Genomic DNA, 25,668 nt, shown 5'->3' with positions numbered 1-25,668 from the left:
CCGGAAAGCGATCCGTGGGCGTCGAGCGCGAAAAGAGGGGGGCAGCGCCCCCCTGCCGCGCTCAGCCGCAGCAGCCCCCCGCCCCGGAACAGCTTGCCGCGCTCGCCTCGGCCAGCGCCGCCGGATCGCCGGTCACCGGGAAGCCGCGCGCGATCCAGCGCTCGAGCCCCGGCTCCATCACCGCAACGGCCTCGAATCCCTGAAACATCAGGAAATAGGCGGCCTTGCGCGCCTGCGTGCCGCTGTCGTCGACCAGGATCAGCGCCCGGTCGCGCGGGATCTCGGTCCAGCGATCTTCGACCTCGGCAAAGGGGATGGCGCGCAGATCACAGCCGCCGAAGCCGAGTTTCGCCACCGCCTCGGGCACGCGCAGGTCAATCAGCAGCGCGCCCTCGCCGAGCATCCTGTGGCTCGTGGTCGGACAGGCCACGCGCACCTCGGGCAGATCCTTCACCATGGTGTCGCTCATCATCCCCTCCTCAGGCCAGCCAGCCCAGAACCTCGTCCGGCGCGGGCACCGAGCCCTTGTGGACCACCTTCTCGCCCACCACCACGGCGGGGGTGGACATCACCCCATAGCCCGCGATGCGGCGCAGATCCTCGATCTTGACGACCGAGACCTCGCGCCCCGCCTCGCGCGCCACGCGCTCGATCAGCTCGACGGTCGCGCGGCATTTCGCGCAGCCGGTGCCAAGAACCTTGATCTCCATCGAAAACCCCTTTTCAGAACAGAAGGTTGAACAGGAACCCCACAGCCAGGATGCCGCTGCCGACGACGCCGATGAAGACGGCGATCAGCCGCAGCGTCAGGACCTGACGCAGGATGATCATCTCGGGCAGGCTCAGCGCGATCACGCTCATCATGAAGGCAAGCACCGTGCCGAGCGCCGCGCCCTTGCCCAGAAGCGCCTCGACGATCGGGATCACGCCGGCCGCATTGGTGTACATCGGGATGCCCAGCACCACCGCCGCCGGCACGCTCCACCAAGCATCGGCGCCCATGATCCGCACCATCAGATCCTCGGGCACATAGCCGTGGATCAGCGCGCCCATCGCGATGCCGAGCAGGATCCAGAGCCAGACCCGCCCCATGATCTCGCGCAGGGCCTCAACGCCGAGGCGATAGCGCTCGACCATGCTCAGCGGCGCGCCGCCCGCCTCCTCGGGGGCGGAGGCGCCGGTCGCGATGTCGCGCACCCAGTCCTGCAGCCAGCCCTCGAGATGCAGCCGTCCGATCACCCAGCCGGCGAGGATCGCGACGGCGAGGCCGAAGCTGAAATAGGTCAGCGCCACCACCGGCCCGACCAGGCCGAACAGCATCACCAGCGCCACCTCGTTCACCATCGGCGCGGCGATCAGGAAGGAGAAGGTCACGCCGAGCGGCACCCCGGCCGAGACGAGCCCGATGAAGAGCGGCACCGCCGAGCAGGAGCAGAACGGCGTCACCACGCCCAGAAGCGCGGCCAGCACATTGCCCACCCCCTCGCGCCGCCCGGCCAGAAGCGCGCGCGTGCGCTCGGGGCTGAAGAAGCTGCGCACCACTCCCATCGCGAAGACGATGAGCGCGAGCAGCATCAGCACCTTCGGCACGTCGTAGAAGAAGAAGGCAAGCGCCTCGCCGGTGTGGCTGTGCCGTTCGACCGGGATCAGTGCGGTCAGCGCCTCGGAAATCGCCGGCAGCCGGCCGTAAAGCCAGAACCAGGCGGCCACCGCCGCGAGCACCGCCAGATGCGGCCAGGGCGCGGGATGCGACGGGCGGGGGGCTTCGACTTCGGCGCTCATGCGGCGCTCCTTTCTGCGGCCTCGGCCGCCAGAACCGCGTCAAGGAGGACGCGGATCTCGGCCGGCATCTCCGGGTTCAGCCGGTAGCGCACCCATTGCGCATCGCGCCGATCGGTGACGAGGCCCGCCTGTTTCAGGGTCTGCATGTGCCGCGACATCCGGCTTTGCGTGGCATCGAGCCGCGCCATCAGCTCGCACACGCAATGTTCGCCCCCGTCCGCCAGCAGCCGGATCGCGGCAAGGCGGGTGGGTTCGGCAAGGGCGGTGAGAATGGTCAGTGGCATTTCCGGACTCGCGCATATGCGTTATGGCGCATTTATGCGCCCGCGCCGGGCACCGGGCAAGCGTGGCGCAGGGGGTGCGACGGAATGCAGCAGCGCGGCTGTCGCTTGTCCGTCATCGAAACGTCACTTGGCACGCCCAATTGATTCCATTATTCAAGAAATATGGAACAGATTGACGCCCCCCTCGCCTTCACCGCGCTTGGCCACCCCGGCCGGCTCGCCGTCTTCCGCCTGCTGATGCGCCGCGTGCCCCAGGCGACGCGGCCCGGAGAGATCGCCCGCCTCACCGGGGTGAAGCCCAACACCCTCTCGCACCACCTCGCCGATCTCGAGGCGGCGGGGCTGATCCGCTCGGAACGGCAGGGCCGCGCGATCCTCTATTCGGTCGCGCTCGAGAACCTGACCGCACTGGTGGGCTATCTCGTCGCCGATTGCGGCCGTGGCCGGCCCGAGCTGTCGGCCGCGCTGATCGCGCAGGGCGCGCGCCCCGTGCCGCGCAGCCGGCCGCTGAACGTGCTCTTCATCTGCTCGGGCAACTCGGCGCGCTCGATCTTTGCCGAGGCGATCCTGCGCGATCTTGGCGGCGACCGCTTCCGCGCCTTCTCGGCCGGCACCCGGCCCGGATCGGCGCTGAACCCGATCGCGGTCGATCTGCTGCGCCGCAACGGGCTGCCCGTCGAGGGCCTGCGCGCCAAGCATATCGCCGAGTTCGAGCTGCCCGGCGCGCCGCGGATGGATTTCGTCTTCACCGTCTGCGATGCGGCGGCGTCGGAGGAATGCGCCCCCTGGCCCGGCGCGCCGCTCACCGCGCATTGGGGCGTTGCCGACCCGGTGCAGGCCGAGGGTACCGAGGCCGAGCGCGGCCTTGCCTTCGCCCGCGCCTTCAGCGAGCTGCACCGCCGCATCGCCGCCTTCGCCGCCCTGCCCTTCGATACGCTCGACCGCCTCGCGCTGCAGCAACAGCTCGACCGGATCGGCCTTGATGACCTCTGACGGAGCCCTCCGATGACCCGCACCTCCCCGCGCATCGCGCTGAACGGCCTTGGCCGGATCGGCAAGCTTGTCCTGCGCCGCCTGATCGAGACCGGCGCGGCCGAGGGCCTTGTCCTGCTGAACGAGCCCTTGGGCAGCGCCGAGCAGCACGCGCTTTTGCTGGAATTCGACAGCGTGCATGGCCGCTGGCCGGCGCAGATCACTCAGGATGCCGACAGCCTGACGGTGAACGGCCAGCACCTGCGTCTGACCGCGGAGCGCCGGTTTCAGGACCTGCCGCTCGCCGAGATGGGCATCGACATCGTGCTCGACTGTTCGGGCGCCTTCCGCAAGGCCGCCGATTTCGCGCCCTGCTGGGACGCCGGCGTGCGCAAGGTCGTGGTCTCGGCCCCGGTGAAGGGCGGCGACGCGCTGAACCTTGTCTATGGCGTGAACCACGCGGCCTATGAGCCCGCGCGCCACCGCATCGTCACCGCGGCAAGCTGCACCACCAATTGCCTCGCCCCGGTGGTGAAGGTGATCCACGAGGGGCTGGGCATCCGCCATGGCGCGATCACCACGCTGCATGACGTGACCAACACCCAGACCATCGTCGACCGCCCGGCGAAGGACATGCGCCGCGCCCGCTCGGCGCTGACCAACCTGATCCCGACGACCACCGGCTCGGCCAGCGCCATCGGCCTGATCTTCCCGGATCTCGCCGGCCGGCTCGATGGCCACGCGGTGCGGGTGCCCCTGCTCAATGCCTCGCTCACCGATTGCGTCTTCGAGGTCGAGCGGCCGACCACCGTGGCCGAGGTGAACGCGCTTCTCGCCGCCGCGGCCGCGGGGCCGCTTGCCGGTATCCTCGGCTTCGAGACGCGGCCGCTCGTCTCCTCGGATTACGTCAACGACCCGCGCTCGTCGATCGTCGATGCCGGGGCGACGATGGTCACCGGCGGCACGCAGGTGAAGGTCTTCGCCTGGTATGACAACGAATGGGGCTATGCCTGCCGGCTGGCCGATGTGCTGGGCCTTGTCGCGGGGGCGCTGTGATGGACCGCCCCTTGCGCGCCTATGCGGCGGTGACCGCGGCCTATTGGGCCTTCATGCTGTCGGACGGCGCGCTGCGGATGCTGGTGCTGCTGCATTTCAACGCGCTCGGCTTCTCGCCGGTGGCGCTGGCGTGGCTGTTCCTGCTCTACGAGATCGCGGGGATCGTCACCAACCTTGCCGCGGGCTGGATCGCGGCGCGCTTCGGGCTGGCCTCGACCCTCTATGGCGGGCTGGCGCTGCAGATCGCGGCCCTCGTCGCGCTCGCCAATCTCGATCCCGGCTGGAGCCTCACCGCCTCGGTCGTCTTCGTGATGGCGGTGCAGGGCGTGAGCGGCGTCGCCAAGGATCTGGCGAAGATGTCGGCGAAATCGGCGGTGAAGCTGCTCGCCCCCAAGGGCGAGGGCGCGCTCTTCCGCTGGGTCGCGGCGCTCACCGGCTCGAAGAACGCGGTGAAGGGCGTGGGCTTCTTCCTCGGCGCGGCGCTGCTGGCGCTGGCGGGGTTCGGCGCCGCGGTCTGGGGGATGGCGGCGGTGCTGACACTGATCCTGATCGCCGTCGCGGCCTTCCTGCCGCCCGGTCTGCCCGCAGGCAAGAAGGGCACGAAATTCGCCGCCGTCTGGTCGCGCGATCCGCGGGTGAACCGGCTGTCGCTGGCGCGCATGTTCCTCTTCGGCGCGCGCGACGTCTGGTTCGTCGTCGGCATCCCGGTCTATTTCGACGCCGTGCTGTCCGATGGCACGCCCGCGGGCAACCGCGCCGCCTTCTTCCTGATCGGCGGCTTCATGGCGGCCTGGATCATCGGCTATGGCCTGGTGCAGGCGCTGGCGCCGAAGATCCTGCGCGGCGCCGCAGCCGACGGCCCGCGCGCCGCCGCCCGCTGGACCGGCGCGCTGGTGCCGATCCCCTTTGCGCTCGCGGCGGCCGCCCTTGCCGCGGGCAGCCCCGCGCCCTGGCTCACCGTGGTGCTGGTCGCCGGGCTGCTTCTCTTCGGTGTCGTCTTCGCGCTCAACTCCTCGCTCCATTCCTGGCTGATCCTCGCCTTCGCAGGCGCGGGCCGGGTGACGATGGACGTGGGCTTTTACTACAGCGCGAATGCCGCGGGCCGGCTGCTGGGCACGCTGCTCTCTGGGCTCAGCTATCAGGCGGGCGGGCTGCCGCTGTGCCTTGCCACCGCCGGGCTGATGGCGCTGGCGAGCGCCCTTGCGATGCGCCCGCTTGCGCGGATCGACGCCGCCTGAGCGGCCCCGCCGGCCACAGTTCCGTCATCGCGCGGGATGCGGGTGCGATTGCCCTTGACCTTCGCGGCCCATGGTTCAAGAAAACCCCCATGGCTACCGCATCCCTTCGCATCGACCTCGATGCCATCCTTTCGAACTGGCGCGCGATGGACGCGCTCACGGGCACGACGACCGAGACGGGCGCCGTGGTCAAGGCAGACAGCTACGGCCTCGGCGCCGCGCGCATCGCGCGGATGCTGGCGCGGGCGGGATGCCGCAAGTTCTTCGTCGCCTGCACCGAGGAAGGCGCCGCCGTGCGTCAGGCTCTGGGCGAAGGCCCCGAGATCTTCATCTTCTCCGGCCACATGGCGGGCGACACCGAGATGATCGGTGACCTCGGCCTGACGCCGATGCTGAATTCGCTCGATCAGGTGACCCGGCATTTCGAGTCGCTGCCCGGCGCCCCCTTCGGCATCCAGCTTGACACCGGGATGAACCGGCTCGGCTTCGAGCCCGCCGAATGGCAGGCCGTCGCGCCGATCGTGCTCGGCTCGCATCCGAAGCTGATCATGAGCCACCTCGCCTGCTCGGACGAACCCGCGCACGAGATGAACCGCTATCAGCTCGACACCTTCCGCAAGATGACCAACGGCATGAACGTGCCGCGTTCGCTCTCGGCCACCGGTGGCATCCTCCTTGGCCGCGACTATCACTTCGACGTCACCCGCCCGGGCATCGCGCTGTACGGCGGCATGCCCTTCGAGGCGGCGCAGCGCGTCGTCACCCTGTCGCTGCCGGTGATCCAGGTGCGCGACGTGCAGGCCGGCGAGACCGTGGGCTATTCGAACACCTGGACCGCCGAGGAAGACGCGCGCATCGCCACCGTCTCGGGCGGCTATGCCGACGGGCTGATGCGCACGCTCAGCTCGAAGGCGACGCTGTGGCATGGCAACGTGCCCTGCCCGCTCGTCGGCCGGATCTCGATGGACCTGATCACCGTCGACATCAGCCATCTGGGCGAAGTGCCGAAGTCGCTCGACATCCTCGGGCCGCACCAGACCGTCGACGACCTCGCCGACGTCGCCGGCACCATCGGCTACGAGATTCTGACCTCGCTCGGCAACCGCTATACCCGCCATTACGTCGGGGGCTCGGTGTGATCGAGCGCGGACTTGCCTCGCTTGGCCGTGTCGTGCTCGACGGGCTTGCCGGCGCGGGCCGGGTGGCGCTTTACGCGCTGACCGTGGTCTCGCACCTGCTGCGCCCGCCGTTCTATGGCCGCGAATTCCTGCATGCGCTGATGCAGATCGGCTGGCTCTCGCTGCCGGTCGTGGGCATGACCGCACTCTTCACCGGCGCGGCGCTGGCACTGCAGATCTATGCCGGCGGCGCGCGCTTCTCGGCCGAATCCGTCGTGCCCTCGATCACCGCGATCGGCATGGTACGTGAGCTCGGCCCGGTGCTCGGTGGGCTGATGGTGGCGGCCCGCGTCGCCTCCTCGATCGCCGCCGAGATCGGCACGATGAAGGTGACCGAGCAGATCGACGCCCTCGTCACCCTGTCGACCGACCCGCTGAAATACCTGGCCGCACCGCGCGTGCTGGCCGCGACGCTGAGCGTGCCGCTGCTGGTGGGCATCGGCGACGTGATCGGCATCATGGGCGGCTGGATGGTCGGCACCGGCCGGCTCGGCTTCAACTCGGCCACCTACATCAAGAACACCTGGGAATACCTCGAGTTCTGGGACGTCGGCTCGGGCCTTGTGAAGGGCGCGGCCTTCGGCTTCATCGTGGCGCTGATGGGCTGCTTTTACGGCATGAACTCGGGCCGCGGCGCGCAGGGCGTGGGCGCCGCCACGAAATCTGCCGTGGTCGCCGCCTCGATCCTGATCCTCGCCGCCAACTACACGCTGACCGAGGTTTTCTTCTCCGCATGATCGAGATCGAGGGCCTGCGAAAATCCTTTGGCAGCAAGCAGGTGCTGCGCGATGTGAACCTGACCGTGAAGCGCGGCGAAAGCCTTGTGGTGATCGGCGGCTCGGGCACCGGCAAGTCGGTGCTGCTGAAATGCATCCTCGGCCTCGTCCCCCCCGACGCAGGCAAGATCCGGCTCGACGGCCAGCCGGTGACCGAGGCCACGCGCGAGGATTTCCTCGCCCGCTTCGGCATGCTGTTCCAGGGCGCGGCGCTGTTCGACAGCCTCTCGGTCTGGCAGAACGTCGCCTTCCGGCTGCTGCGCGGCCCGGCGAAACGCCCCAAGGCCGAGGCGCGGGCGATCGCCATCGACAAGCTCAAGCGCGTCGGCCTCGGCCCGGAAGTGGCCGACCTCTACCCCGCCGAGCTCTCGGGCGGCATGCAGAAACGCGTGGGCCTCGCCCGCGCCATCGCCGCCGACCCGCAGGTGATCTTCTTCGACGAGCCGACGACCGGGCTCGACCCGATCATGGCCGGCGTGATCAACGACCTGATCCGCTCGATCGTCAGCGAAATGGGCGCCACCGCGATCACCATCACCCATGACATGTCCTCGGTTCGCGCCATCGCCGATAGTGTCGCGATGCTGCACGAAGGGGTTCTGCGCTGGCAGGGCAGCGTCCAGGAAATGGACGATACACCAGACCCTTACGTCCAGCAGTTCATCCACGGCCGGGCCGAGGGCCCGATCACCGCGCTGCGCTGATGCAGCGCGGCCCGCGCGCCCCCGCCCGGCTTGCCCGGCTCGCGAACCTGTTGCTGCTGATCCTCTTCCCCGTCGCCTGGAGCGCGCCGCTTCTGCGCGCCGGGCTGCTGCCCGTCTTCGGGCTTGACGAGATTTCGGTCGTCTCGGGACTTGCCACGCTCGCCAGGAGCGATCCGTTGCTGGCGGCACTCGTCGCCCTCTTTGCCATTGTCGCACCGCTCGCCAAGCTCGCGGGCCGCGCCGCGGTCGATGCCGGCCTTGCGCCGCAGCGCTGGCTCGGGCCGCTGCACGCGCTCGGCCGGCTGGCGATGGCCGACATCTTCCTGATCGCGCTCTATATCGTGGTGGCGAAGGGCGTGGGCGTCGGCCGGATCGAGACCGGCTGGGGGCTTTACCTGCTCACCGGCTGCGTCCTCGCCTCGCTCGCGCTCTCCCATGTTCCGCCGCACCGCGGCTAAGCGTGCGGAGGGGGGCGCCGCCCCCCGGCTTCGCCTCCCCCGGGATATTTGAAGCAATTGGAAGCCAGGGGCCCCTGCTTTTTCCTTGCCTGAAAGACCTCGGGGGTGAGCGGCCCCGGCCGCGAGGGGGCCGCGCCCCCTTCCCCGGCTTGCCGCCGGCGCGCCCCTCTGGCACAAGGGGGGCATGGCCAAGGCATCCCCCCAGTTCACCTGCACCGCCTGCGGCGCCGTCCACAAGAAATGGGCCGGCCGCTGCGAGGCCTGCGGCGCGTGGAACACCATCGCCGAGGAGGCGCCGCTGTCGGCGGGCCCCGCCTCGCGCACGCTGGGCGGCACGAAGGGACGACGGATCGCGCTGAGCACGCTGGCGACCGAAGAGGCGCCGCCGCCGCGCACGCTGAGCGGCATGGCGGAATTCGACCGGGTGCTGGGCGGTGGCCTCGTGCCCGCCTCGGCGATCCTCGTGGGCGGCGATCCGGGCATCGGGAAATCGACGCTGCTTCTGCAAGCGGTCTCGGCCTTTGCCCGCAAGGGGCTGAAATGCCTCTACATCTCGGGCGAAGAGGCGGCGGCGCAGGTGCGGATGCGGGCGCAGCGGCTGGGGCTGGCCGACGCCCCGGTGGACCTTGGCGCCGAGACCAACCTGCGCGACATCCTGACCACGCTCGAGGCCGAGCGTCCCGACCTGGTCATCATCGACTCGATCCAGACGATGTGGGCCGACACGGTCGAGGCGGCGCCCGGCTCGGTCAGTCAGGTGCGTTCGGCCGCGCATGAGCTGGTGACCTTCGCCAAGACCCGCGGCGTCTCGGTGATCCTCGTCGGCCATGTCACCAAGGAAGGCCAGATCGCCGGCCCGCGCGTGGTCGAGCACATGGTCGACACGGTCCTTTATTTCGAGGGCGAGCGCGGGCACCAGTTCCGCATCCTGCGCGCGGTGAAGAACCGCTTCGGCCCGGCCTCGGAGATCGGCGTCTTCGAGATGACCGGCGGCGGCCTCGCCGAGGTCGCGAACCCCTCGGCGCTGTTTCTGAGCGAGCGCGGCCAGCCGGCGCCCGGTTCGGCGGTCTTTGCCGGCATCGAGGGCACGCGCCCGGTGCTGACCGAGATCCAGGCGCTCGTCGCCCCCTCGTCGCTCGCCAGCCCGCGGCGCACGGTGGTGGGCCTCGATTCAGGGCGCGTCTCGACCATCCTTGCGGTGCTCGAAAGCCGCTGCGGCATTCCCTTCACCGGGCTCGACGTGTTCCTGAACGTCGCCGGCGGGATGAAGGTGAGCGAACCCGCCGCGGACCTCGCGCTGGCTGCCGCGCTGCTGAGCGCGCGCGAAGATGTGGCATTGCCGCCAGACCTGGTGATTTTCGGCGAAATCTCTCTTTCGGCAGCGCTGCGCCCCGTGGGTCAGGTGGAAAACAGGTTGAAAGAGGCGGAGAAACTTGGTTTCACACAGGCAATCCTGCCGCAGGGGACCAAGGTCGAGGGCGGCGCGGGGATGCGGGTGCGCAAGCTGCCCGACCTCGTGACATTCGTCGGGGACATGTTCGGCGCCGGCTGAGGCGCTGCAGGCAAATGTGGGGACCATGGAAGGTTTTACCATCGTTGACGCCATCGTGGCGGTCGTCATCATCCTGTCGGCGATCCTCGCCTACAGCCGGGGCTTCGTGCGCGAGGGGCTGGCGATCGTCGGCTGGATCGCCGCCGCGGTCGTGGCCTATATGTTCGCCGATGCGGCGCGGCCGCTGATCGCGCAGCTGCCGGTGATCAACAAGTTCCTCGGCGACAGCTGTGAACTCGCGACGATCGGCGGCTTTGCCGCGGTCTTCGCGCTCGCCCTCGTTGTCTTCTCGATCATCACTCCGCTTTTCGCCTCGGTGGTGCAGCGTTCGGCGATCGGCGGGCTCGACCAGGCGCTCGGCTTCCTCTTCGGCGTCCTGCGCGGCGTGGTGCTGGTGGCCGTGGCCTTCGTCGTCTACGACCGCGTCGTCGCCGAGGAGGCGATCCCGGTCGTCGACGCCTCGCGCTCGGCCAAGGTCTTTGCCCAGCTCAGCGGCAATCTCGACGAGACCATGCCCTCGGATGCGCCGGGCTGGATCGTGGCGCGCTACGAGCAGCTGGTGTCGAAATGCCCCGCGCCCACGGCCGCGCCGGCCGCGACGGAGACCGCTCCCGCCGCAACGGCGAACTGAAACGTCGCAAACGTGACGCGCTGATGACGGATTTCGCAGCGGGAGGGCTTAACACCCCTCCCGTTTCGCATTACATGTCGCCGCGCAAGCCCCCATCGCAAGCCGGACTCGGAGACCCCCCATGACCCAACCGGAACCGCATTTCCTGTCGCACCCGTTTGACGACGACAAGCTGAAGGAGGAATGCGGCATCTTCGGCGTGATCGGCGTGACCGATGCGGCGAACTTCGTCGCCCTTGGTCTGCACGCGCTGCAGCACCGTGGCCAGGAGGCGGGCGGCATCGTCGCCCATGACCCCGAGAAGGGCTTCAACTCGGCGCATCGCTTCGGCTATGTGCGCGACAACTTCACCAAGGCCTCGCTGATGGAGACCCTGCCCGGTCCCCTCGCCATCGGCCATGTGCGCTATTCGACCGCCGGCAAGAAGGCCGCGGTGATCCGCGACATCCAGCCCTTCTTCGGCGAGTTCTCGATGGGCGGCGCGGCGATCGCGCATAACGGCAACCTGACCAATGCCGAGGCCCTGCGCCGCGAGCTGATCGAGCACGGCGCGATCTTCCAGTCGGGCTCGGATTCGGAATGCATCATCCACCTGATGGCGCGCTCGTTCCAGAAGACCCATGCCGACCGCATCGCCGATGCGCTGCGCCGCTGCGAGGGTGCCTTCTCGGTCGTCGCGATGACCCGCACCAAACTGATCGGCGTGCGCGATCCGCTCGGCGTGCGGCCGCTGGTGCTCGGCCGGATCGGCGACAACGGCTATGTGCTGTCGTCCGAGACCTGCGGCCTCGACATCATCGGCGCGCATTTCGTGCGCGAGATCGAGCCGGGCGAGATGGTGGTGATCCAGGACGGCAAGATCGAGAGCGCGCGCCCGTTCCATCAGGCGACGCCGCGCTTTTGCATCTTCGAGCATGTCTATTTCTCGCGCCCCGACAGCATCATCGGCGGCCGCTCGGTCTATGAGACCCGGCGCCAGATCGGGGTGGAGCTTGCCCGTGAGGCGCCGGTCGAGGCCGATCTCGTCTGCCCGGTGCCGGATTCGGGCACGCCCGCGGCGATCGGCTTCAGCCAGGAATCGGGCATCCCCTTCGCCCTGGGCATCACCCGCAACCAGTACATGGGCCGGACCTTCATCGAGCCGACCGAGCAGATCCGCAACATGGGCGTGCGGCTGAAGCTGAACGTCAACAAGTCGCTGGTGAAGGGCAAGCGGGTGATCCTCGTCGACGACTCGGTCGTGCGCGGCACCACCTCGCGCAAGATCAAGGAGATGATCCTCGATGCGGGCGCGGCCGAGGTGCATTTCCGCATCGCCTCGCCGCCGACCGCCTGGCCGTGCTTCTATGGCGTCGACACGCCGGACCGCAACAAGCTGCTCGCCGCGAAGATGACCGAGGACGAGATGCGCGACTGGATCGGCGTCGACAGCCTGAAGTTCATCTCGCTCGACGGGCTGTATCGGGCGGCGGGCGAGGCCAATGGCCGCAACAACGCCTGCCCGCAGTATTGCGACGCCTGCTTCTCGGGTGAGTATCCGGTGGTGCCCTCTGACCAGATCGAGAAGGGCTTCGAGATGAAGACGCAGGAGGCGGCCGAGTAAGGCCGCCCGCCGGCGCGACGCCGCCAAGGAAGGGGGCGTTGCCCCTCGGCCTTCGGGGGCCCACCCCCGGGATGCTTGACGCGATTGGAAGATGAGACGCGGAAGACCGGGGGGCCCGGTCTTCATCGGGCCGGATCGGCGGGAAACGGTGGTCAGTCCTGCGGCAGCGCCGTGCAGCCGTCAAGCAGATCGGTTTCCGACCCGTCGGCCGCGCGCCAGCTCAGCGTGGCCTCCTCGCCCTTCGTGCGCCAGAAATAGCCCGCCCGGCCCTCCGGCGCCTCGGCATAGAAGGCCCCCGAGCCCGAGGGCACGTTGGAAAGCACGACCATCCGCCCTTCGAGCGTCAGGATCGCAAGCGCCGGCATGCCGCCGTTCACATAGACCGCCTCGATCCGCGCGCCGCGGTCGCAGCCATAGTGCATCGGCAGGGCCTCCAGCTCCTGCGCGGCTGCCGGGGCGGCGAGCAGGAGAGCGGCTGCGGCAAGGCGCATCAGGCGTTCTCCTCGATCGCGTCGGCCATCGCCTCGGCCCGCGCCGCAATCTCGGCGAGAGTGTCGAAAACCTCGTGCGGGACCACCGGCACCTCGACCTCGACCGGATGCGCCCGGGCGTCGGCGAGCGCGGCCTCGAGTGCGGCGATCTGGCCCTGCGCGGCCTCGAGCTCGGCCTGCAGCCGGCGCAGACGGTCGCCGGTGCCGGCTGCCTTGTCGGCCACCATCAGCCCCGCCATCAGCAGCATCCGCGTCTCGGGCATCCGCCCGATCTGACCGAGCAGCACTGCCGCCTCGGCATCAAGAAGCGCCGATGCGGCCTGCAGGAAATGTTCCTCGCCCTGGGCGCAGGCGACGGCGAAGTCGCGCTCACCAATGGTGATCTTCAGCTCAGGCATCTTCGCCCTCCCCCGGTTGCGTCTCCTCGGCCGATGTGGCGAAGATCGGTGCGAGCGTGCCGAGGATCTCGGCCAGTTCCGCCGCCTCCCCGGCCCGTGCGGCGCGCAGCGCCTCGAGCTCGGCCTGCATCGCGCGGTTGATCAGATGCGGTGCAGGGTCGTTGCCGGCCTCGATCAGCGCCTGGTTCGCCTCGGCCAGATCGAGGTTCGCGCGCTTGAGCCGGTTCACCTCGGATTGTGCGGTCTCGAGCGCCTTCGTCGCCGTGGCGAGGCGCTTCTCCATCGCCGAGAGCGTGGTTTCCTGCTTTTCACGGATCGCCCGCACACGCTCGGAGAGCTGGGCATTCGCCTCCCGCTCGCTGTCGAGCGCCTCATGCAGGCGGGCAAGCTCTGCCGGGTCGGCGCCGGCCGGCGCCGGGGCTTCCGCGACGGGCTCGGCAACCGGCAGCGCGGCGGGCGCCTCGGTCCCGACATCGGGCTCGGGTTCGGGCACCGGCGGCTCTGCCACCGGCCGCGCCAGCAGGGCCTCGACCCCGCGCCCGATCCGGTCGAGCGCGAAGGAGATCCGGCGTTCGTATTCGGCGATCTCGGTCATCTGTTCCCCTGGGCAGCAACTGGGCGGCAACGACGCGGCACAGCGAATCGCCGCCTGCGCCGCCGCGCGGCCCAGTCTATCCTCTGGACAGGGGCCAGCCCACCCTTTTGCATCAAGCACTTGGGGCTTGCGCTTGAACTTGCCCCGATCCCTGCTATCAGGGGCGCAAGTTAACGCCAACATCGCATCGAAAGGAGAGGCTCTTGGACATCGCCACGCTCCGTGCCACTCACCCCGACCACTGGAAACTTGCGACCGCGATCCGCGCTCTCGCCATGGATGCGGTTCAGGCCGCCAATTCCGGCCACCCCGGCGCGCCGATGGGCCTTGCCGATGTCGCGACGGTGCTTTACAGCAACCACCTGAAGTTCGACGCCAAGGCGCCGGGCTGGGCAGACCGCGACCGCTTCGTGCTCTCGGCCGGGCATGCCTCGATGCTGCTCTATTCGCTGCTCTACCTCACCGGCTATGAACAGGCGACGCTCGATCAGGTGAAGTCGTTCCGGCAGTGGGGCTCGCGCATGGCGGGTCACCCGGAATACGGCCATCTCGAGGGCGTCGAGACCACCACCGGCCCGCTCGGCCAGGGGATCTCGACAGCGGTCGGCATGGCGATCGCCGAGAAGTCGATGGCCGCGCGCTTCGGCAAGAAGGTCGTCGATCACAAGATCTGGGTGATCGCCGGCGACGGCTGCCTGATGGAAGGCATCAGCCAGGAAGCGATCGGCCTTGCCGGCAAGCAGGAACTCGACAACCTGATCGTCCTTTGGGACAACAACAACATCACCATCGACGGCCGCGTGACGGTGTCGGACATCACCGACCAGCACAAGCGCTTCGAGGCCTCGGGCTGGCAGGTGCTTGCCTGCGACGGCCATGACCCGGCCGACATCGACCGCGCGCTGACCGAGGCGAAGAAGGCCAAGCGTCCGGTGCTCGTCGACTGCAAGACGATCATCGGCTTCGGTGCGCCGACCAAGTCGGACAGCTATTCGGTGCATGGCTCGCCGCTGGGCGACAAGGAACTGGCCGCGACCAAGGAGATCTACGGCTGGCCCTATGGCCCGTTCGAGATCCCGGCCGAGATCAAGGCCGAATGGGAAGCGATCGGTGCGAAGGGCGCCACCGCCCGCGCCGAGTGGGAAGAGCGTCTGAATGCGCTCTCGCCCGCGAAGAAGGCCGAGTTCGAGCGGCAGATGAGCCGCGGCGTGTCGAAGAAGCTCGCCTCGGCGATCCGCGCCTTCAAGAAGGCGCAGTCGGAAGCCGCGCCCAAGGTCGCGACCCGCAAGGCCTCGGAAATGGTGCTCGCCGCGGTGAACCCGGTCATTCCGGAAACCATCGGCGGCTCGGCCGACCTCACCGGCTCGAACCTGACGCTGACCCCGGGGCTCGGCGACTTCATGCCCGACAACCGCAAGGGCCGCTACATCCGCTACGGCATCCGCGAACACGGCATGGCGGCGGCGATGAACGGGCTCTACCTGCATGGCGGCGTGCGCCCCTATGGCGGCACCTTCTTCTGCTTCACCGACTATGCCCGCGGCGCGATGCGCCTGTCGGCGCTGATGGGCGTTCCGGCGGTCTATGTGATGACCCATGACAGTATCGGCCTGGGCGAAGACGGCCCGACCCACCAGCCGGTCGAGCATCTGGCGATCTGCCGCGCCACGCCGAACACCTGGACCTTCCGCCCCGCCGACGTGATCGAGACGGCCGAGGCCTGGGAACTGGCGCTCAGCTCGGAAAAGACCCCCTCGGTGCTGGCGCTGAGCCGGCAGAACCTGCCCACCCTGCGCACCAAGCACTCGGGCGCGAACCTGACCGCGAAGGGTGCCTATGTGCTCGAGGAAGCGGCGGGCAAGCGTCAGGCCGTCATCATGGCGACCGGCTCGGAAGTCGAGATCGCGCTGAAGGCCCGCGAGATCCTGCAGGCGCAGGCGATCGGCACCCGCGTCGTGTCGATGCCCTGCATGGAGCTCTTCGCGGCGCAGGACGAGGCCTACCGCCGCAAGATCCTGCCGCCGGGCGCGGTGCGTGTGGCCGTCGAGGCCGCGGTGCGTCAGCCCTGGGACCGCTGGCTCCTGGGCGAGCGCGGTTCGGAAAAGAAGGCGGGCTTCGTCGGCATGACCGGCTTTGGCGCCTCGGCCCCGGCCGATCGGCTTTATCAGGAATTCGGCATCACCGCCGAGGCGGTGGCCGAAAAGGTGAAAAGCCTGCTTTGAGCCCGACCCAGATCCAGACTGAACCGGGGGGGCCGCAAGCGGCCCCCTCTGCCGTTGACCAGGCGGCAGCGGCCCGGCGGCGCGCGGCCGGGCTGGGCGTGCTGTTCCTGCTTGGCTCGCTCGCGACCTTCACGCTGATGGACGCGGTGGCGAAGTATCTCGTCACCCGCTACCATCCGGCGCAGGTGATCTGGGCGCGCTTCGCGATCAATCTCGCACTGGTGGCACTGGTCTATCGCGGCGCGTTCCTTCCGCGCCTGCGCACCCGCCAGCCGCTCGCGCAGGCGGCGCGCGGGGTGATGCAGGTGATTACCATCGTGCTCTTCTTCGTCGCCATCCGTCACATCGGTCTGGCCGAGGCGGATGCGCTCTTCGACATCAACCCGATCCTCATCACGCTCGGCGCGGCGCTGTTCCTGGGCGAGCGGATCGGGCCGCGCCGCATCGCCGGCATCGTCATCGCCTTCCTCGGCGCGCTGGTGATCCTGCGCCCGGGCGTCGGCGCCTTCGAGCCCGCGGCCGCCCTCGCCTTCGCCTCGGCCTTCAGCTATGCCGCGGGCAACCTGCTCACCCGCGTCGTGCGCACCGACCCGCTCGCCACCTCGCTGATCTGGTCGGCGCTGGTCGGCACAGTGCTCAGCTCGATCGCCCTGCCCTTCGTCTGGAAGGAAGTGGCGATGGCCGATTTCCCGATCTTCCTGGCGCTTGGCGTTCTGGGCAGCGCCGGTCAGGCACTCGTCGTGCGTGCCTTCAGCCTGAGCGAGGCCTCGACACTTGCTCCCTTCGGCTATTTCAGCCTGATCTTCGCGAGCCTGTGGGGCTTTGTCTTCTTCGGTCAGCTGCCCGACGCCTGGACGGTGGCCGGTGCGCTTGTGATCGTCGGGGCGGGTCTCTATGTCTGGTATCGCGAACGCAAGTCCGCAGAGTGAGCGATGACCGAGATCCCGCATCCCAGCCTGTCCGACCGCCTGTCCGACACGGTATTCCGTGGCCTGATGGCGCTTGCGCGCAGCCTCCCCTACGAGCGGCGGGTGCCGATGATGGGCTGGGCGGTGACGCATCTGGTGGCGCCGGTCGCGGGCTGGCGCCGGCGGATCCGCGCGAATCTTGCCCTGACCTGCCCCGAGCTGCCGACGGCCGAGGTCGAGCGGCTGGTGCGTGCGGTGCCCGACAATGTCGGCCGCTCGCTCGCCGAGATCTATTCCGGCGAGGAATTCCTCGCCCGGGTGCGCAACCTGCCGCTTGAAGGTCCGGGGGCCGCCGCGCTGCAGGCCGCCCATGACGAGGGCCGGCCGGTGATCGTCGCAGCCGGGCATTTCGGCAATTACGACGCCTGGCGCGGCGCGCTGGCCGGGCGCGGCTACCGCATCGGCGCGATCTACCGGCCGATGGGCAACGCGCTGTTCAACCGCCATTACCTGCGTGCGATCTCGGCCATCGCGACGCCGCTCTTCGCCCGCGACCACGATCTGAAGGCGATGCTGCGCTTCCTGCGCTCGGGCGGCATGGTGGCCTTCGGCTTTGACCAGTTCTTCCGCCAGGGCGCACATCTGACCTTCTTCGGACGTCCGGCGCAAACCCCCACTTCGGCGGCCGAGCTGGCGCTGAAGCTGAAGGCCGACCTGATCCCGATCTATGCGATCCGCCAGCCCGACGGGCTGAGCTTCCGCATCCTGGTCGAGGCGCCGGTGCCGCACAGCGATGCCGAGACGATGACCCAGGCGCTGAACGACGCGCTGGAGCGGCAGATCCGGGCCCATATGGAGCAATGGCTCTGGGTGCACCGGCGCTGGAAGGACCGCCGGCCGAAAACGCCGCAGGCCTGAGCCGACGGCCTGACGCGGCGCGTCCCGAGACGGGCCGGCGATACGGGATCAGTTCAGCCGGGCGGCGGCGAGGATCGGCCCCGGCAGCGGCGCCGACTTGCCGGGCGTCGCGCTTTGCACGATCACCACCGCCGGTTCGTCGCCGTCGATCTTCGCGGTGAGCCGGGTCGGCGTGCGGCCGTCCCAATCGGCCACGGCATGCCAGGCGGTGACGACATTGGCGTAATCGAGCACCATCCCCGCGTTCTCGCCGCGCAGGATTTCGACCCGCGCCTGCGGCGCGAAGCGCACGATCTGCACCACCGCATTCTGGGTCAGCGGCGGATCGGCGCGCAGCTCGATCTGATAATTGCCCTTCGTGCCCGAGACACTGAGCGCCACGGCATCGGGGGCCTCGTATTCGCGCGCGATCATCTGCTCAAGCTCTGTCTCGCTCGGCGCGACGAGCGACTGCTCGCCCTCGACGATCATCTGCGGGGTGAAGATGGTGCGGCTGCGCGCGGCGCGGGCATAGGCCTTTTGCCGGGCGGTGAAGGCGGGCTGGGCGAAGGGGTCCTCCCAGCCGAGGTAATCCCAGTAATCGACGTGCAGCGACAGCGCGATCACATCGGCACGATCGGCAATCTTCGCCAGAAGCTCGTCTGCCGGCGGGCAGGCCGAACAGCCCTGCGAGGTGAAGAGCTCGACCACCACCGGGCCGCGCGCAGGCTCCGCGCCGGCGGTGCGCGCCATCAGCGACATCGCATCGGACACCCCGGCCTTCCCGAGCGCATTCTCGAGCGCCTGGTTCAGATTCTCGATCAGCGACGGGCCGGAAAGCGTGCCGGGGGCGGGTGCCGCGCCGCCGCCACCATTTCCGCCACCATTTCCGCCGCCGTTTCCGGCTGCCGTGCCGGCATCGGCAAGAACCATCGCGGCGGAATCGCCAAGCAGCCCGGCGCCCGGACCGGGACCATGCCCCAGATCCACGCCATCCGCGAAGGCCTGGGCGCCGCAGACCGCGGCGAAGGTCAGTGCCAGCCAGCCTCCGGCGGCGGTGCCGATGATCGCGCGTGCCAGTGCCATGGCGCCCCTTTCCCTTGCAGGTCTCTTCCTAAGCTGAGGGCATGGCCTTTGCCAATCAAGGTTTTGCGATTTCCCCTGCGTCAGCCGGCCACTGGCCACTGATAGCGCGAACGCCCGCGACCGCTGTCGGCGCTCTTCCGCGAGCGGCGTGAAAATCAGTGTGCAATGGTATACAAAAATGCCGCATCCCCCTTGATCGACTCCCCCCGTTGGGGCAGAACGGCCGCAGCGAAACCCTGATCTCAATCCGATCACTGCAAGGGAGGCCAGTCCCCATGACCGTCGTCACCGGCAAAGACACTGCCAAGACGCGCCGCACGCTCGCCGTCGGCGGAACGTCCTATTCCTATTACTCGATCCCGGCCGCGCAAGAGGCGGGGCTCGGCGACTTCTCGAAGCTGCCCGCTTCGCTGAAGGTCGTGCTCGAGAACCTGCTGCGGTTCGAGGACGGCGGCTTCTCGGTCTCGGTCGAGGACATCAAGGCCTTCGGTGACTGGGCGAAGATGGGCGGCAAGAACCCGCGCGAAATCGCCTACCGTCCGGCCCGCGTGCTGATGCAGGACTTCACCGGCGTTCCGGCCGTGGTCGACCTCGCCGCGATGCGCGACGGCATCAAGGGTCTGGGCGGCGACGCGCAGAAGATCAACCCGCTCGTCCCCGTCGACCTGGTCATCGACCACTCGGTGATGATTGACGAGTTCGGCAACCCGCGCGCCTTCCAGCGCAACGTGGAACTGGAATACGAGCGCAACATGGAGCGCTATCAGTTCCTGAAATGGGGCCAGGGCGCGTTCGAGAACTTCCGCGTCGTTCCCCCGGGCACCGGCATCTGCCACCAGGTGAACCTTGAATACCTCGCCCAGACCGTCTGGACCGACACCGACCAGAACGGCGAGCTCGTGGCCTATCCCGACACCCTCGTCGGCACCGACAGCCACACCACGATGGTGAACGGCGCCGCCGTTCTCGGCTGGGGCGTGGGCGGCATCGAGGCCGAGGCCGCGATGCTCGGCCAGCCCGTGTCGATGCTGATCCCGGAAGTCGTCGGCTTCAAGCTGACCGGCGCGATGGTCGAAGGCACCACCGGCACCGACCTCGTGCTGAAGGTCGTGCAGATGCTGCGCAAGCACGGCGTGGTCGGCAAGTTCGTCGAATTCTACGGCGAAGGCCTCGACAAGCTGCCGCTGGCGCAGCGCGCCACCATCGCCAACATGGCGCCCGAATACGGCGCGACCTGCGGCTTCTTCCCGATCGATGCGGAAACCCTGCGCTACCTCAAGCAGACCGGCCGCTCGGAAGAGCGCATCGCCCTGGTCGAGGCCTATGCGAAGGAAAACGGCTTCTGGCGCGGTGCGGATTATGCGCCGGTCTATTCGTCGACCCTCGAGCTCGACATGGGCTCGATCGTCCCGGCGATCTCGGGTCCGAAGCGTCCGCAGGACTACCTGCCGCTGACCGACGCGAAATCGACCTTCTCGAAGGTCGTCGCCTCCTACCGCGGCATCGACGTCTCGGCCGAGGCCGCGGCGATGGCCTCGGAAGGCGACACCACGACGAAGCCGGTCAACGTCTGCAAGTCGGTCGCCGTCGAGGGCAAGGACTACAAGGTCGGTGACGGCTCCGTGGTCATCGCCTCGATCACCTCGTGCACCAACACCTCGAACCCCTATGTGCTGATCGGTGCCGGTCTCGTCGCCCGCAAGGCGCGCGCACTCGGCCTGACCGCGAAGCCCTGGGTGAAGACCTCGCTCGCCCCCGGGTCGCAGGTCGTGCAGGAATACCTGAAGGCCGCCGATCTGCAGGACGATCTTGACGCGCTCGGCTTCAACATCGTCGGCTTCGGCTGCACCACCTGCATCGGCAACTCGGGCCCGCTCGGCGATCCGGCGATCTCGAAGGCGATCAACGACAACGACCTCGTCGCCGCGGCCGTGCTCTCGGGCAACCGCAACTTCGAAGGCCGCATCTCGCCCGACGTGCGCGCGAACTTCCTCGCCTCGCCACCGCTCGTGGTCGCCTATGCGATCGCCGGCGACATGAACATCGACCTGTCGAGCGAGCCGATCGCCACCTCGAAGGACGGCAAGCCGGTCTATCTCAAGGACATCTGGCCGACCGACGCCGAGATCGCCGAACTCGTCGAGAAATGCGTGACCCGCGAGGCCTTCCTTGCGAAATACGCCGACGTGTTCAAGGGCGACACCAACTGGCAGGGCGTGAAGACCACCGAGGGTGAGACCTACGACTGGCCGGCCGAGTCGACCTACATCCAGAACCCGCCCTACTTCCAGGGCATGGCGAAGGAACCGGGCGTGATCTCGAACGTCACCAACGCCCGCGTTCTCGCGGTGCTCGGCGACATGATCACCACCGACCACATCTCGCCCGCGGGCTCGTTCAAGCCGACCACCCCGGCCGGCAAGTACCTGACCGAGCGCGGCGTCGCGCCGAAGGACTTCAACAGCTACGGCTCGCGCCGCGGCAACCACGAAGTCATGATGCGCGGCACCTTCGCCAATATCCGCATCAAGAACGAGATGCTGGATGGCGTCGAGGGCGGCTACACCAAGGGCCCGAACGGCGAACAGACGACGATCTTCGACGCCTCGATGGAATATCAGGCGGCGGGCATCCCGCTGGTGATCTTCGGCGGCATCGAATACGGCGCGGGCTCGTCGCGTGACTGGGCGGCGAAGGGCACCAACCTGCTCGGCGTCAAGGCGGTGATCGCGGAAAGCTTCGAGCGGATCCACCGCTCGAACCTGATCGGCATGGGCGTCATCCCGTTCGAGTTCACCGGCGGCGACACCCGCAAGACGCTCGGCCTGACCGGCGACGAGGTGGTGACGATCGAGGGCCTCGAAGGCGACATCAAGCCGCTCTCGCTGGTGCCCTGCACCATCACCTTCAAGGACGGCTCGGTGAAGACGATCCAGCTCAAGGCCCGGATCGATACCGAGGTCGAGATCGAGTACCTGAAGAACGGCGGCGTGCTGCACTACGTGCTGCGCAACCTCGCCAAGGCCTGATCTTCCGGCTCGGAAACAGGAAAGGCCCCGCACTTGCGGGGCCTTTTTTCATTTCCGCCCGCCCCCGAAACCGCGATCTTATCCGTGCGTTAAGGGCTCGCCGCCACTCTGGCGGCACGCTTCGCCGTCCCATCGTCTGCCACAGGTTCCCGTTCCATGTCCCGCTCCCTGCCCCCGACCCTGCCCACCATCCTTGCTCTTGCGCTTGTTGCGGGCTGTGCCGCGCCGCCCGCCCCGGCGCCCGAGGTCGCGGCAGCCCCCGCCCTGCCCGGCAAGGTGATCTGGACCGACGGACATGGCGATCTTGCCGTTACCACGGCCGGGGCGGCGGCCTGTCCGACGACCAGCACAGCCGAGGTCAGCGCGGCGCTGGCCCGGACAAATGCCGTGCGCCGCGAGGCCGGTCTTGCCCCGCTCACCGCGAACCCGGTGCTTCAGCGCGTGGCGGAAAAACACGCCTGCGACATGGCGCGCCGCGGTCTGATGACCCATGCCGGCACCTCGACGACCGGGCCGCTCGCCCGCGCCAAGCAGGAAGGATACCGGCCGCGGGTGATTTCCGAGAACATCGCCGCCGGCGCCCCGGGACGGTTCACCCTGACGGGCACGCTCGAGCAATGGGCCCTCTCGCCCAAGCATCGGGCGAACATCACCATCGCGCAGATGCAGGACTTCGGCATCGGCCATGCGGTCGCCGCCGATGGCACCGCGACGTTCTGGACGGCCGTCTACGCGACGAAGGGGCACTGACGCGCTGCGCCCTTGCACAGCGCCCACGCCCTCCCCATATCCTCCGCACATGTTACGGAGGTTTACATGACAGACCGCGATCTCTGGATCGAACAGCGCATCGCCAATGACCGCAAATCGGCGGCGGCGGCCTATCTGCTGTGGTTCTTCCTCGGCTTCTTCGGCGCGCACCGCTTCTATCTCGGTCGCTGGGTCTCGGGGCTGTTCATGCTCGCCCTCTTCGGCCTCGGCACGCTGCTGGCGCCGGTGCTGGTGGGCTATCTGCCGCTTGGCCTCGTCGGGCTGTGGTGGCTGCTGGACGCCTTCCTGATCCCGTCGATGATCGCCTCGGACACTGCCGAGATGCGCTGGCGGCTGCGCACCGGGCGCGAGGTCTGATCGAGCCTACTTGCCGATCAGCCCGCGCGGCCCGCCGGCGATCAAGAGCGCGACATCGGCCATCGCCATCATCGGCGACACCCCCACCGGCAGCGCGATGTAGCGCGGCCGCCAGTCGGGCTGGAACTTCTGCTTGAAGGCGCGCAGCCCCTCGAAGTTGTAGAACGCCCCGCCGTGGCGGAACATCAGCGCACCGAAGCGGTGCCACAGCTGCGCCGTGCGCCGGTCCGACAGCCCCGCAAGCGGCGCCATGCCGAGCGAGAATTCCTCGGCCCCGGCGGCGCGGTAATGCTCGATCAGCGCGAGGAAGAGGAACTCGATCATCCCCGAGGCCTCCTCGGGCAGATAGCGCATCAGGTCGACCGCGACGCGCCGGCCGCTGCCCGGGGCGAGGATGCTGGCGAAGGCCAGAACCCGGCCCTCGCGGCGCACCACGGCCACGGCCGTGCGGTCGAGCCAGGCCGGGTCGAAGCGGCCGACGGAGAAGCCCTTCTCGCGCCCGACCTTGTCGCCGAGCCACGCGTCCGAGACGGCGCGCAGCTCCTCGACCAGTGCCGGCGCATGGGGCGGCGCCAGAACCTCGACCGCCAGCCCCTCGCGCAGCCGCTTGTTATAGGCCGCGCGCATGGTCTTGAACTTGGCGCCCGCAAGCGAGAACTCGGGCAGGCGCACGACAGCCTCTTCGCCGACCTTGTGCAGTGCCAGCCCCATCTCGATCATCAGCGGCAGATGGCGTTCGGAGATCTCGTAGAAGACCGGCCGGCAATTCGCCTTCTGCGCCTCCTCGACGAAATCCCAGCCCAGCGTCGGAATCGCCTCCTCGGCCCCCACCGGGTCGCCATAGGCGATCCAGTCGGCGCGGCGCCGGCCATACATGATGAAGGCCCGCCCGTCGGCCGAGAAGCGCAGCTCCTTGTCGCCGGTGAGCGCCAGGCAAGCCTGCGGGTCGTCCTGCGCGCTCACTATGCGCGCAGCATGGTCGATCACGCTTTCGCAGGGCTCGACGCGCGGACGGCGCACCGGCTGCAGCGCCAGGAAGACGGTGTAGAAGAACAGCACCGCCGAGGCAGCAAGTCCCGCCCGCAGCGAACGGGGCGTGTTGGCCGAGCGGGCGAAGTCGATCCAGAGGTCGAGCGAATAGGGCGTCGCCGCGTGCACGAAGAAGAAAAAGGTCGCGGCGGCCAGGATCACCGCGGCGACCAGCCCGAACCAGGCCGGGCCGAGCACCCCCTCGGTGATCTTCGCGCGGCGATAGAACTCGTGCCGGAACGGCAGCAGGACGAGGCCGCCAAGGGCAAGAAGCGCCGCACTCTCGTAATCGAAATCGTTCAGGAGCGAGGCGACGGCGCCCCCCGCGATCGCCGCAAGGGTCAGCCAGAACGCGCCCGAAACGCGCCGGATCAGCCCGTGTGACAGGATCAGCAGCACGATCCCCATCACCGAGGAGGTGAGCGTGCCCCCCTCGAGCAGGATCGCGCCGACAAGGTCGTTGTCATCGACTGCCGAGGCCCGCACCGAGGGGCTGAGCGCCACGGCCAGCATGTAGGCGCCAAGCCCGAAGGCCCAGGCCCCGACCAGCCAGGGCACGATGCCGGCAAGCGCGTTGAAGGCCGGCCGCATCGGCTCGGAGATCTCGCCGAAGAGCCGTACCGCCCAGCCACCGGCAAGCCGCGCCTCGTTCAGCGAGACGATGACGAAGGCGATGGTGAAGGGCAGCAGATAGTAGATGATGCGGAACAGCAGCAGCGCCGCGGCGACATCGCCCGCCGCCGTTCCCGCCGGCATCGCCGCCATCACCACGGTCTCGAACACGCCCACCCCGCCCGGCACGTGGCTCATCACCCCGACCATCGTCGCCGTCGCATAGATCGCGAGGAAGGTGACGTAATCGGGCGCGCCCTCGGGCAGCAGCACGTAAAGCGTGAGCGAGGCCATGCCGGAATCGAACAGCGCGACGATCATCTGCCCGGTCAGGATCCGCGGGCTCGGCATCGCAAGCTCGAAATTGCGGATGCGCAGCGAGCGGCCCGAGAAGGCGAGTGCATAGAGCAGGCCGAGCGTGCCGCCACCGCCCAGAAGGGCGAGCGTTCGGATCGCCGTTTCGGAAAGCGGCAGCAACCCGGTCAGCGCGGCGGGGTGCAGTGCCAGCGCGAAGACGCCCACAAGGCTCAGCCCCGTGCCCATCGCGATCGCGATATAGGAGGCCAGCGCCGCCACCTCGAAGGCGTTGAGCCCGAAGGCGGAATAGATCCGGTAGCGGACCGCGCCGCCGGACAGCACCGAGATGCCGATGGTGTTGCCGAAGGCATAGCCGAGGAAGCCGCCCAGGGCGACCACCCGCAGAGGCAGCTTCTTCTCGAGGTATTTCAGCGCCCAGAAGTCATAGCCGATCAGCGCGCAATAGCCGAGCGTCGTCGCGCCAAGCGCCACCGCCAGCACATGCAGCGGCATCGAGCGCATCTGCGCGATGATGTCGGCGGCATGGATCGGCTGCAGCAGGTGGTGCAGCGCCCAGATTCCAAGCGCGAAAAGGCCAAGCCCGACCAGCACCGGCGCGAGGTGGCGCAGCCGTGCCCGCCGCGCGGATGCCGTCACCGGCTCCGTCATCTCGGCCCCTCGGTCATGCAATCCCCCCGGTCGTCTTCCTGCCCCCTGAGTTGCAGGAATTGCCGCGCAAGAC

General features: G+C 68.7%; 25 protein-coding genes. 16 read left to right on the top strand and 9 right to left on the bottom strand.

What is annotated here, in order from left to right:
* Positions 1–61 precede the first annotated feature (61 nt).
* The 4 genes from EOW65_RS01085 to EOW65_RS01070 are packed head-to-tail and all read right to left on the bottom strand — an operon-like array spanning position 62 to position 2,066.
* Positions 62–469: a rhodanese-like domain-containing protein gene (locus EOW65_RS01085; RefSeq protein ID WP_206363997.1), complete on the bottom strand. Its 408-nt coding sequence runs from the start codon at positions 467–469 to the stop codon at positions 62–64.
* A gap of 10 nt (positions 470–479) precedes the next feature.
* A complete protein-coding gene (locus tag EOW65_RS01080) occupies positions 480–710 on the bottom strand; it encodes a thioredoxin family protein (protein ID WP_128147171.1) in 231 nt (76 codons plus the stop codon).
* A 13-nt stretch (positions 711–723) separates the two neighbouring features.
* On the bottom strand, positions 724–1,782 hold the full coding sequence (locus EOW65_RS01075) for a permease (RefSeq protein WP_128147170.1): 1,059 nt from the start codon (positions 1,780–1,782) through the stop codon (positions 724–726).
* Positions 1,779–2,066 carry an ArsR/SmtB family transcription factor gene (locus EOW65_RS01070; protein ID WP_128147169.1) on the bottom strand — a complete coding sequence of 96 codons (288 nt, stop codon included), beginning with the start codon at positions 2,064–2,066 and terminating at the stop codon, positions 1,779–1,781. The genes EOW65_RS01075 and EOW65_RS01070 overlap by 4 nt, the downstream gene beginning before the upstream one ends.
* 162 nt (positions 2,067–2,228) lie before the next feature.
* Here EOW65_RS01070 and EOW65_RS01065 point away from each other — a divergent pair, with 162 nt between their 5' ends.
* From EOW65_RS01065 to purF, 10 genes are all read left to right on the top strand, one after another.
* Complete coding sequence (locus tag EOW65_RS01065; RefSeq protein WP_128147168.1) at positions 2,229–3,059, top strand: metalloregulator ArsR/SmtB family transcription factor; 831 nt, start codon at positions 2,229–2,231, stop codon at positions 3,057–3,059.
* A 12-nt stretch (positions 3,060–3,071) separates the two neighbouring features.
* The gene (locus EOW65_RS01060; RefSeq protein WP_128147167.1) at positions 3,072–4,094 is read left to right on the top strand and encodes an ArsJ-associated glyceraldehyde-3-phosphate dehydrogenase; all 1,023 of its coding nucleotides are present in this window, start codon (positions 3,072–3,074) and stop codon (positions 4,092–4,094) included.
* Complete coding sequence (gene arsJ / locus EOW65_RS01055) at positions 4,094–5,332, top strand: organoarsenical effux MFS transporter ArsJ (RefSeq protein WP_128147166.1); 1,239 nt, start codon at positions 4,094–4,096, stop codon at positions 5,330–5,332. Before EOW65_RS01060 ends, arsJ begins: the two co-directional genes overlap by 1 nt.
* An 89-nt stretch (positions 5,333–5,421) precedes the next feature.
* Complete coding sequence (alr, locus tag EOW65_RS01050) at positions 5,422–6,471, top strand: alanine racemase (RefSeq protein ID WP_128147165.1); 1,050 nt, start codon at positions 5,422–5,424, stop codon at positions 6,469–6,471.
* Entirely contained in the window at positions 6,468–7,247 is a 780-nt protein-coding gene (locus EOW65_RS01045; RefSeq protein ID WP_128147164.1) for an MlaE family ABC transporter permease, read from the top strand. The genes alr and EOW65_RS01045 overlap by 4 nt, the downstream gene beginning before the upstream one ends.
* Positions 7,244–7,990 carry an ABC transporter ATP-binding protein gene (locus tag EOW65_RS01040; RefSeq protein ID WP_128147163.1) on the top strand — a complete coding sequence of 249 codons (747 nt, stop codon included), beginning with the start codon at positions 7,244–7,246 and terminating at the stop codon, positions 7,988–7,990. Before EOW65_RS01045 ends, EOW65_RS01040 begins: the two co-directional genes overlap by 4 nt.
* Positions 7,990–8,448 (top strand): paraquat-inducible protein A, encoded by a 459-nt coding sequence (locus EOW65_RS01035; protein ID WP_128147162.1) that lies wholly within the window; start codon positions 7,990–7,992, stop codon positions 8,446–8,448. Before EOW65_RS01040 ends, EOW65_RS01035 begins: the two co-directional genes overlap by 1 nt.
* A 184-nt stretch (positions 8,449–8,632) precedes the next feature.
* A complete protein-coding gene (gene radA / locus EOW65_RS01030; protein WP_128147161.1) occupies positions 8,633–10,000 on the top strand; it encodes a DNA repair protein RadA in 1,368 nt (455 codons plus the stop codon).
* Between the two features lie 25 nt (positions 10,001–10,025).
* Positions 10,026–10,631, top strand: a complete 606-nt coding sequence (locus tag EOW65_RS01025) for a CvpA family protein (RefSeq protein ID WP_128147160.1) — start codon at positions 10,026–10,028, stop codon at positions 10,629–10,631.
* A 121-nt stretch (positions 10,632–10,752) separates the two neighbouring features.
* Positions 10,753–12,234 (top strand): amidophosphoribosyltransferase, encoded by a 1,482-nt coding sequence (purF, locus tag EOW65_RS01020; protein WP_128147159.1) that lies wholly within the window; start codon positions 10,753–10,755, stop codon positions 12,232–12,234.
* A gap of 152 nt (positions 12,235–12,386) precedes the next feature.
* On the opposite strand, the gene EOW65_RS01015 is transcribed toward purF, so the two are convergent.
* The 3 genes from EOW65_RS01015 to EOW65_RS01005 are packed head-to-tail and all read right to left on the bottom strand — an operon-like array spanning position 12,387 to position 13,718.
* Positions 12,387–12,725, bottom strand: coding sequence for an MliC family protein (locus tag EOW65_RS01015; protein ID WP_128147158.1), 339 nt, complete (start codon positions 12,723–12,725; stop codon positions 12,387–12,389).
* Positions 12,725–13,123 (bottom strand): cell division protein ZapA, encoded by a 399-nt coding sequence (locus EOW65_RS01010; RefSeq protein WP_128147157.1) that lies wholly within the window; start codon positions 13,121–13,123, stop codon positions 12,725–12,727. Before EOW65_RS01010 ends, EOW65_RS01015 begins: the two co-directional genes overlap by 1 nt.
* Positions 13,116–13,718, bottom strand: a complete 603-nt coding sequence (locus EOW65_RS01005; protein ID WP_128147156.1) for a hypothetical protein — start codon at positions 13,716–13,718, stop codon at positions 13,116–13,118. The genes EOW65_RS01010 and EOW65_RS01005 overlap by 8 nt, the downstream gene beginning before the upstream one ends.
* A 203-nt stretch (positions 13,719–13,921) precedes the next feature.
* Here EOW65_RS01005 and tkt point away from each other — a divergent pair, with 203 nt between their 5' ends.
* From tkt to EOW65_RS00990, 3 genes are read left to right on the top strand one after another with little or no spacing between them, the layout of a single operon-like run.
* Positions 13,922–15,940 (top strand): transketolase, encoded by a 2,019-nt coding sequence (tkt, locus tag EOW65_RS01000; protein ID WP_128147155.1) that lies wholly within the window; start codon positions 13,922–13,924, stop codon positions 15,938–15,940.
* Positions 15,937–16,869 carry a DMT family transporter gene (locus EOW65_RS00995; RefSeq protein ID WP_128147154.1) on the top strand — a complete coding sequence of 311 codons (933 nt, stop codon included), beginning with the start codon at positions 15,937–15,939 and terminating at the stop codon, positions 16,867–16,869. The genes tkt and EOW65_RS00995 overlap by 4 nt, the downstream gene beginning before the upstream one ends.
* Before the next feature lie 3 nt (positions 16,870–16,872).
* Positions 16,873–17,766, top strand: coding sequence for a lysophospholipid acyltransferase family protein (locus EOW65_RS00990; RefSeq protein WP_128147153.1), 894 nt, complete (start codon positions 16,873–16,875; stop codon positions 17,764–17,766).
* 48 nt (positions 17,767–17,814) lie between these two features.
* On the opposite strand, the gene EOW65_RS00985 is transcribed toward EOW65_RS00990, so the two are convergent.
* Complete coding sequence (locus EOW65_RS00985) at positions 17,815–18,831, bottom strand: DUF1223 domain-containing protein (protein WP_240664427.1); 1,017 nt, start codon at positions 18,829–18,831, stop codon at positions 17,815–17,817.
* 275 nt (positions 18,832–19,106) lie between these two features.
* Here EOW65_RS00985 and acnA point away from each other — a divergent pair, with 275 nt between their 5' ends.
* From acnA to EOW65_RS00970, 3 genes are all read left to right on the top strand, one after another.
* Positions 19,107–21,860, top strand: coding sequence for an aconitate hydratase AcnA (gene acnA / locus EOW65_RS00980; RefSeq protein ID WP_128147152.1), 2,754 nt, complete (start codon positions 19,107–19,109; stop codon positions 21,858–21,860).
* Between the two features lie 156 nt (positions 21,861–22,016).
* Complete coding sequence (locus tag EOW65_RS00975; protein ID WP_128147151.1) at positions 22,017–22,610, top strand: CAP domain-containing protein; 594 nt, start codon at positions 22,017–22,019, stop codon at positions 22,608–22,610.
* Positions 22,611–22,676: 66 nt separating this feature from the next.
* A complete protein-coding gene (locus EOW65_RS00970; protein ID WP_128147150.1) occupies positions 22,677–22,988 on the top strand; it encodes a TM2 domain-containing protein in 312 nt (103 codons plus the stop codon).
* 6 nt (positions 22,989–22,994) lie between these two features.
* On the opposite strand, the gene mprF is transcribed toward EOW65_RS00970, so the two are convergent.
* On the bottom strand, positions 22,995–25,595 hold the full coding sequence (mprF, locus tag EOW65_RS00965; RefSeq protein ID WP_128147149.1) for a bifunctional lysylphosphatidylglycerol flippase/synthetase MprF: 2,601 nt from the start codon (positions 25,593–25,595) through the stop codon (positions 22,995–22,997).
* Between the last annotated feature and the right edge of the window lie 73 nt (positions 25,596–25,668).

The sequence above is a fragment of the Paenirhodobacter ferrireducens genome (assembly GCF_004022265.1).
Classification (GTDB): domain Bacteria; phylum Pseudomonadota; class Alphaproteobacteria; order Rhodobacterales; family Rhodobacteraceae; genus Rhodobacter; species Rhodobacter ferrireducens.
The sequence above is the reverse complement of the archived record's forward strand: the minus strand, read 5'-3'. Positions and strand labels throughout refer to the sequence as shown.

What these genes read in the sequence shown, in the direction of transcription:
- EOW65_RS01085 (WP_206363997.1), bottom strand. Translation starts at nt 469, where the DNA reads ATGAGCGACACCATGGTGAAGGATCTGCCCGAGGTGCGCGTGGCCTGT.
- EOW65_RS01080 (WP_128147171.1), bottom strand. Translation starts at nt 710, where the DNA reads ATGGAGATCAAGGTTCTTGGCACCGGCTGCGCGAAATGCCGCGCGACC.
- EOW65_RS01075 (WP_128147170.1), bottom strand. Translation starts at nt 1,782, where the DNA reads ATGAGCGCCGAAGTCGAAGCCCCCCGCCCGTCGCATCCCGCGCCCTGG.
- EOW65_RS01070 (WP_128147169.1), bottom strand. Translation starts at nt 2,066, where the DNA reads ATGCCACTGACCATTCTCACCGCCCTTGCCGAACCCACCCGCCTTGCC.
- EOW65_RS01065 (WP_128147168.1), top strand. Translation starts at nt 2,229, where the DNA reads ATGGAACAGATTGACGCCCCCCTCGCCTTCACCGCGCTTGGCCACCCC.
- EOW65_RS01060 (WP_128147167.1), top strand. Translation starts at nt 3,072, where the DNA reads ATGACCCGCACCTCCCCGCGCATCGCGCTGAACGGCCTTGGCCGGATC.
- arsJ (WP_128147166.1), top strand. Translation starts at nt 4,094, where the DNA reads ATGGACCGCCCCTTGCGCGCCTATGCGGCGGTGACCGCGGCCTATTGG.
- alr (WP_128147165.1), top strand. Translation starts at nt 5,422, where the DNA reads ATGGCTACCGCATCCCTTCGCATCGACCTCGATGCCATCCTTTCGAAC.
- EOW65_RS01040 (WP_128147163.1), top strand. Translation starts at nt 7,244, where the DNA reads ATGATCGAGATCGAGGGCCTGCGAAAATCCTTTGGCAGCAAGCAGGTG.
- EOW65_RS01035 (WP_128147162.1), top strand. Translation starts at nt 7,990, where the DNA reads ATGCAGCGCGGCCCGCGCGCCCCCGCCCGGCTTGCCCGGCTCGCGAAC.
- radA (WP_128147161.1), top strand. Translation starts at nt 8,633, where the DNA reads ATGGCCAAGGCATCCCCCCAGTTCACCTGCACCGCCTGCGGCGCCGTC.
- EOW65_RS01025 (WP_128147160.1), top strand. Translation starts at nt 10,026, where the DNA reads ATGGAAGGTTTTACCATCGTTGACGCCATCGTGGCGGTCGTCATCATC.
- purF (WP_128147159.1), top strand. Translation starts at nt 10,753, where the DNA reads ATGACCCAACCGGAACCGCATTTCCTGTCGCACCCGTTTGACGACGAC.
- EOW65_RS01015 (WP_128147158.1), bottom strand. Translation starts at nt 12,725, where the DNA reads ATGCGCCTTGCCGCAGCCGCTCTCCTGCTCGCCGCCCCGGCAGCCGCG.
- EOW65_RS01010 (WP_128147157.1), bottom strand. Translation starts at nt 13,123, where the DNA reads ATGCCTGAGCTGAAGATCACCATTGGTGAGCGCGACTTCGCCGTCGCC.
- EOW65_RS01005 (WP_128147156.1), bottom strand. Translation starts at nt 13,718, where the DNA reads ATGACCGAGATCGCCGAATACGAACGCCGGATCTCCTTCGCGCTCGAC.
- EOW65_RS00990 (WP_128147153.1), top strand. Translation starts at nt 16,873, where the DNA reads ATGACCGAGATCCCGCATCCCAGCCTGTCCGACCGCCTGTCCGACACG.
- EOW65_RS00985 (WP_240664427.1), bottom strand. Translation starts at nt 18,831, where the DNA reads ATGGCACTGGCACGCGCGATCATCGGCACCGCCGCCGGAGGCTGGCTG.
- acnA (WP_128147152.1), top strand. Translation starts at nt 19,107, where the DNA reads ATGACCGTCGTCACCGGCAAAGACACTGCCAAGACGCGCCGCACGCTC.
- EOW65_RS00975 (WP_128147151.1), top strand. Translation starts at nt 22,017, where the DNA reads ATGTCCCGCTCCCTGCCCCCGACCCTGCCCACCATCCTTGCTCTTGCG.
- EOW65_RS00970 (WP_128147150.1), top strand. Translation starts at nt 22,677, where the DNA reads ATGACAGACCGCGATCTCTGGATCGAACAGCGCATCGCCAATGACCGC.
- mprF (WP_128147149.1), bottom strand. Translation starts at nt 25,595, where the DNA reads ATGACGGAGCCGGTGACGGCATCCGCGCGGCGGGCACGGCTGCGCCAC.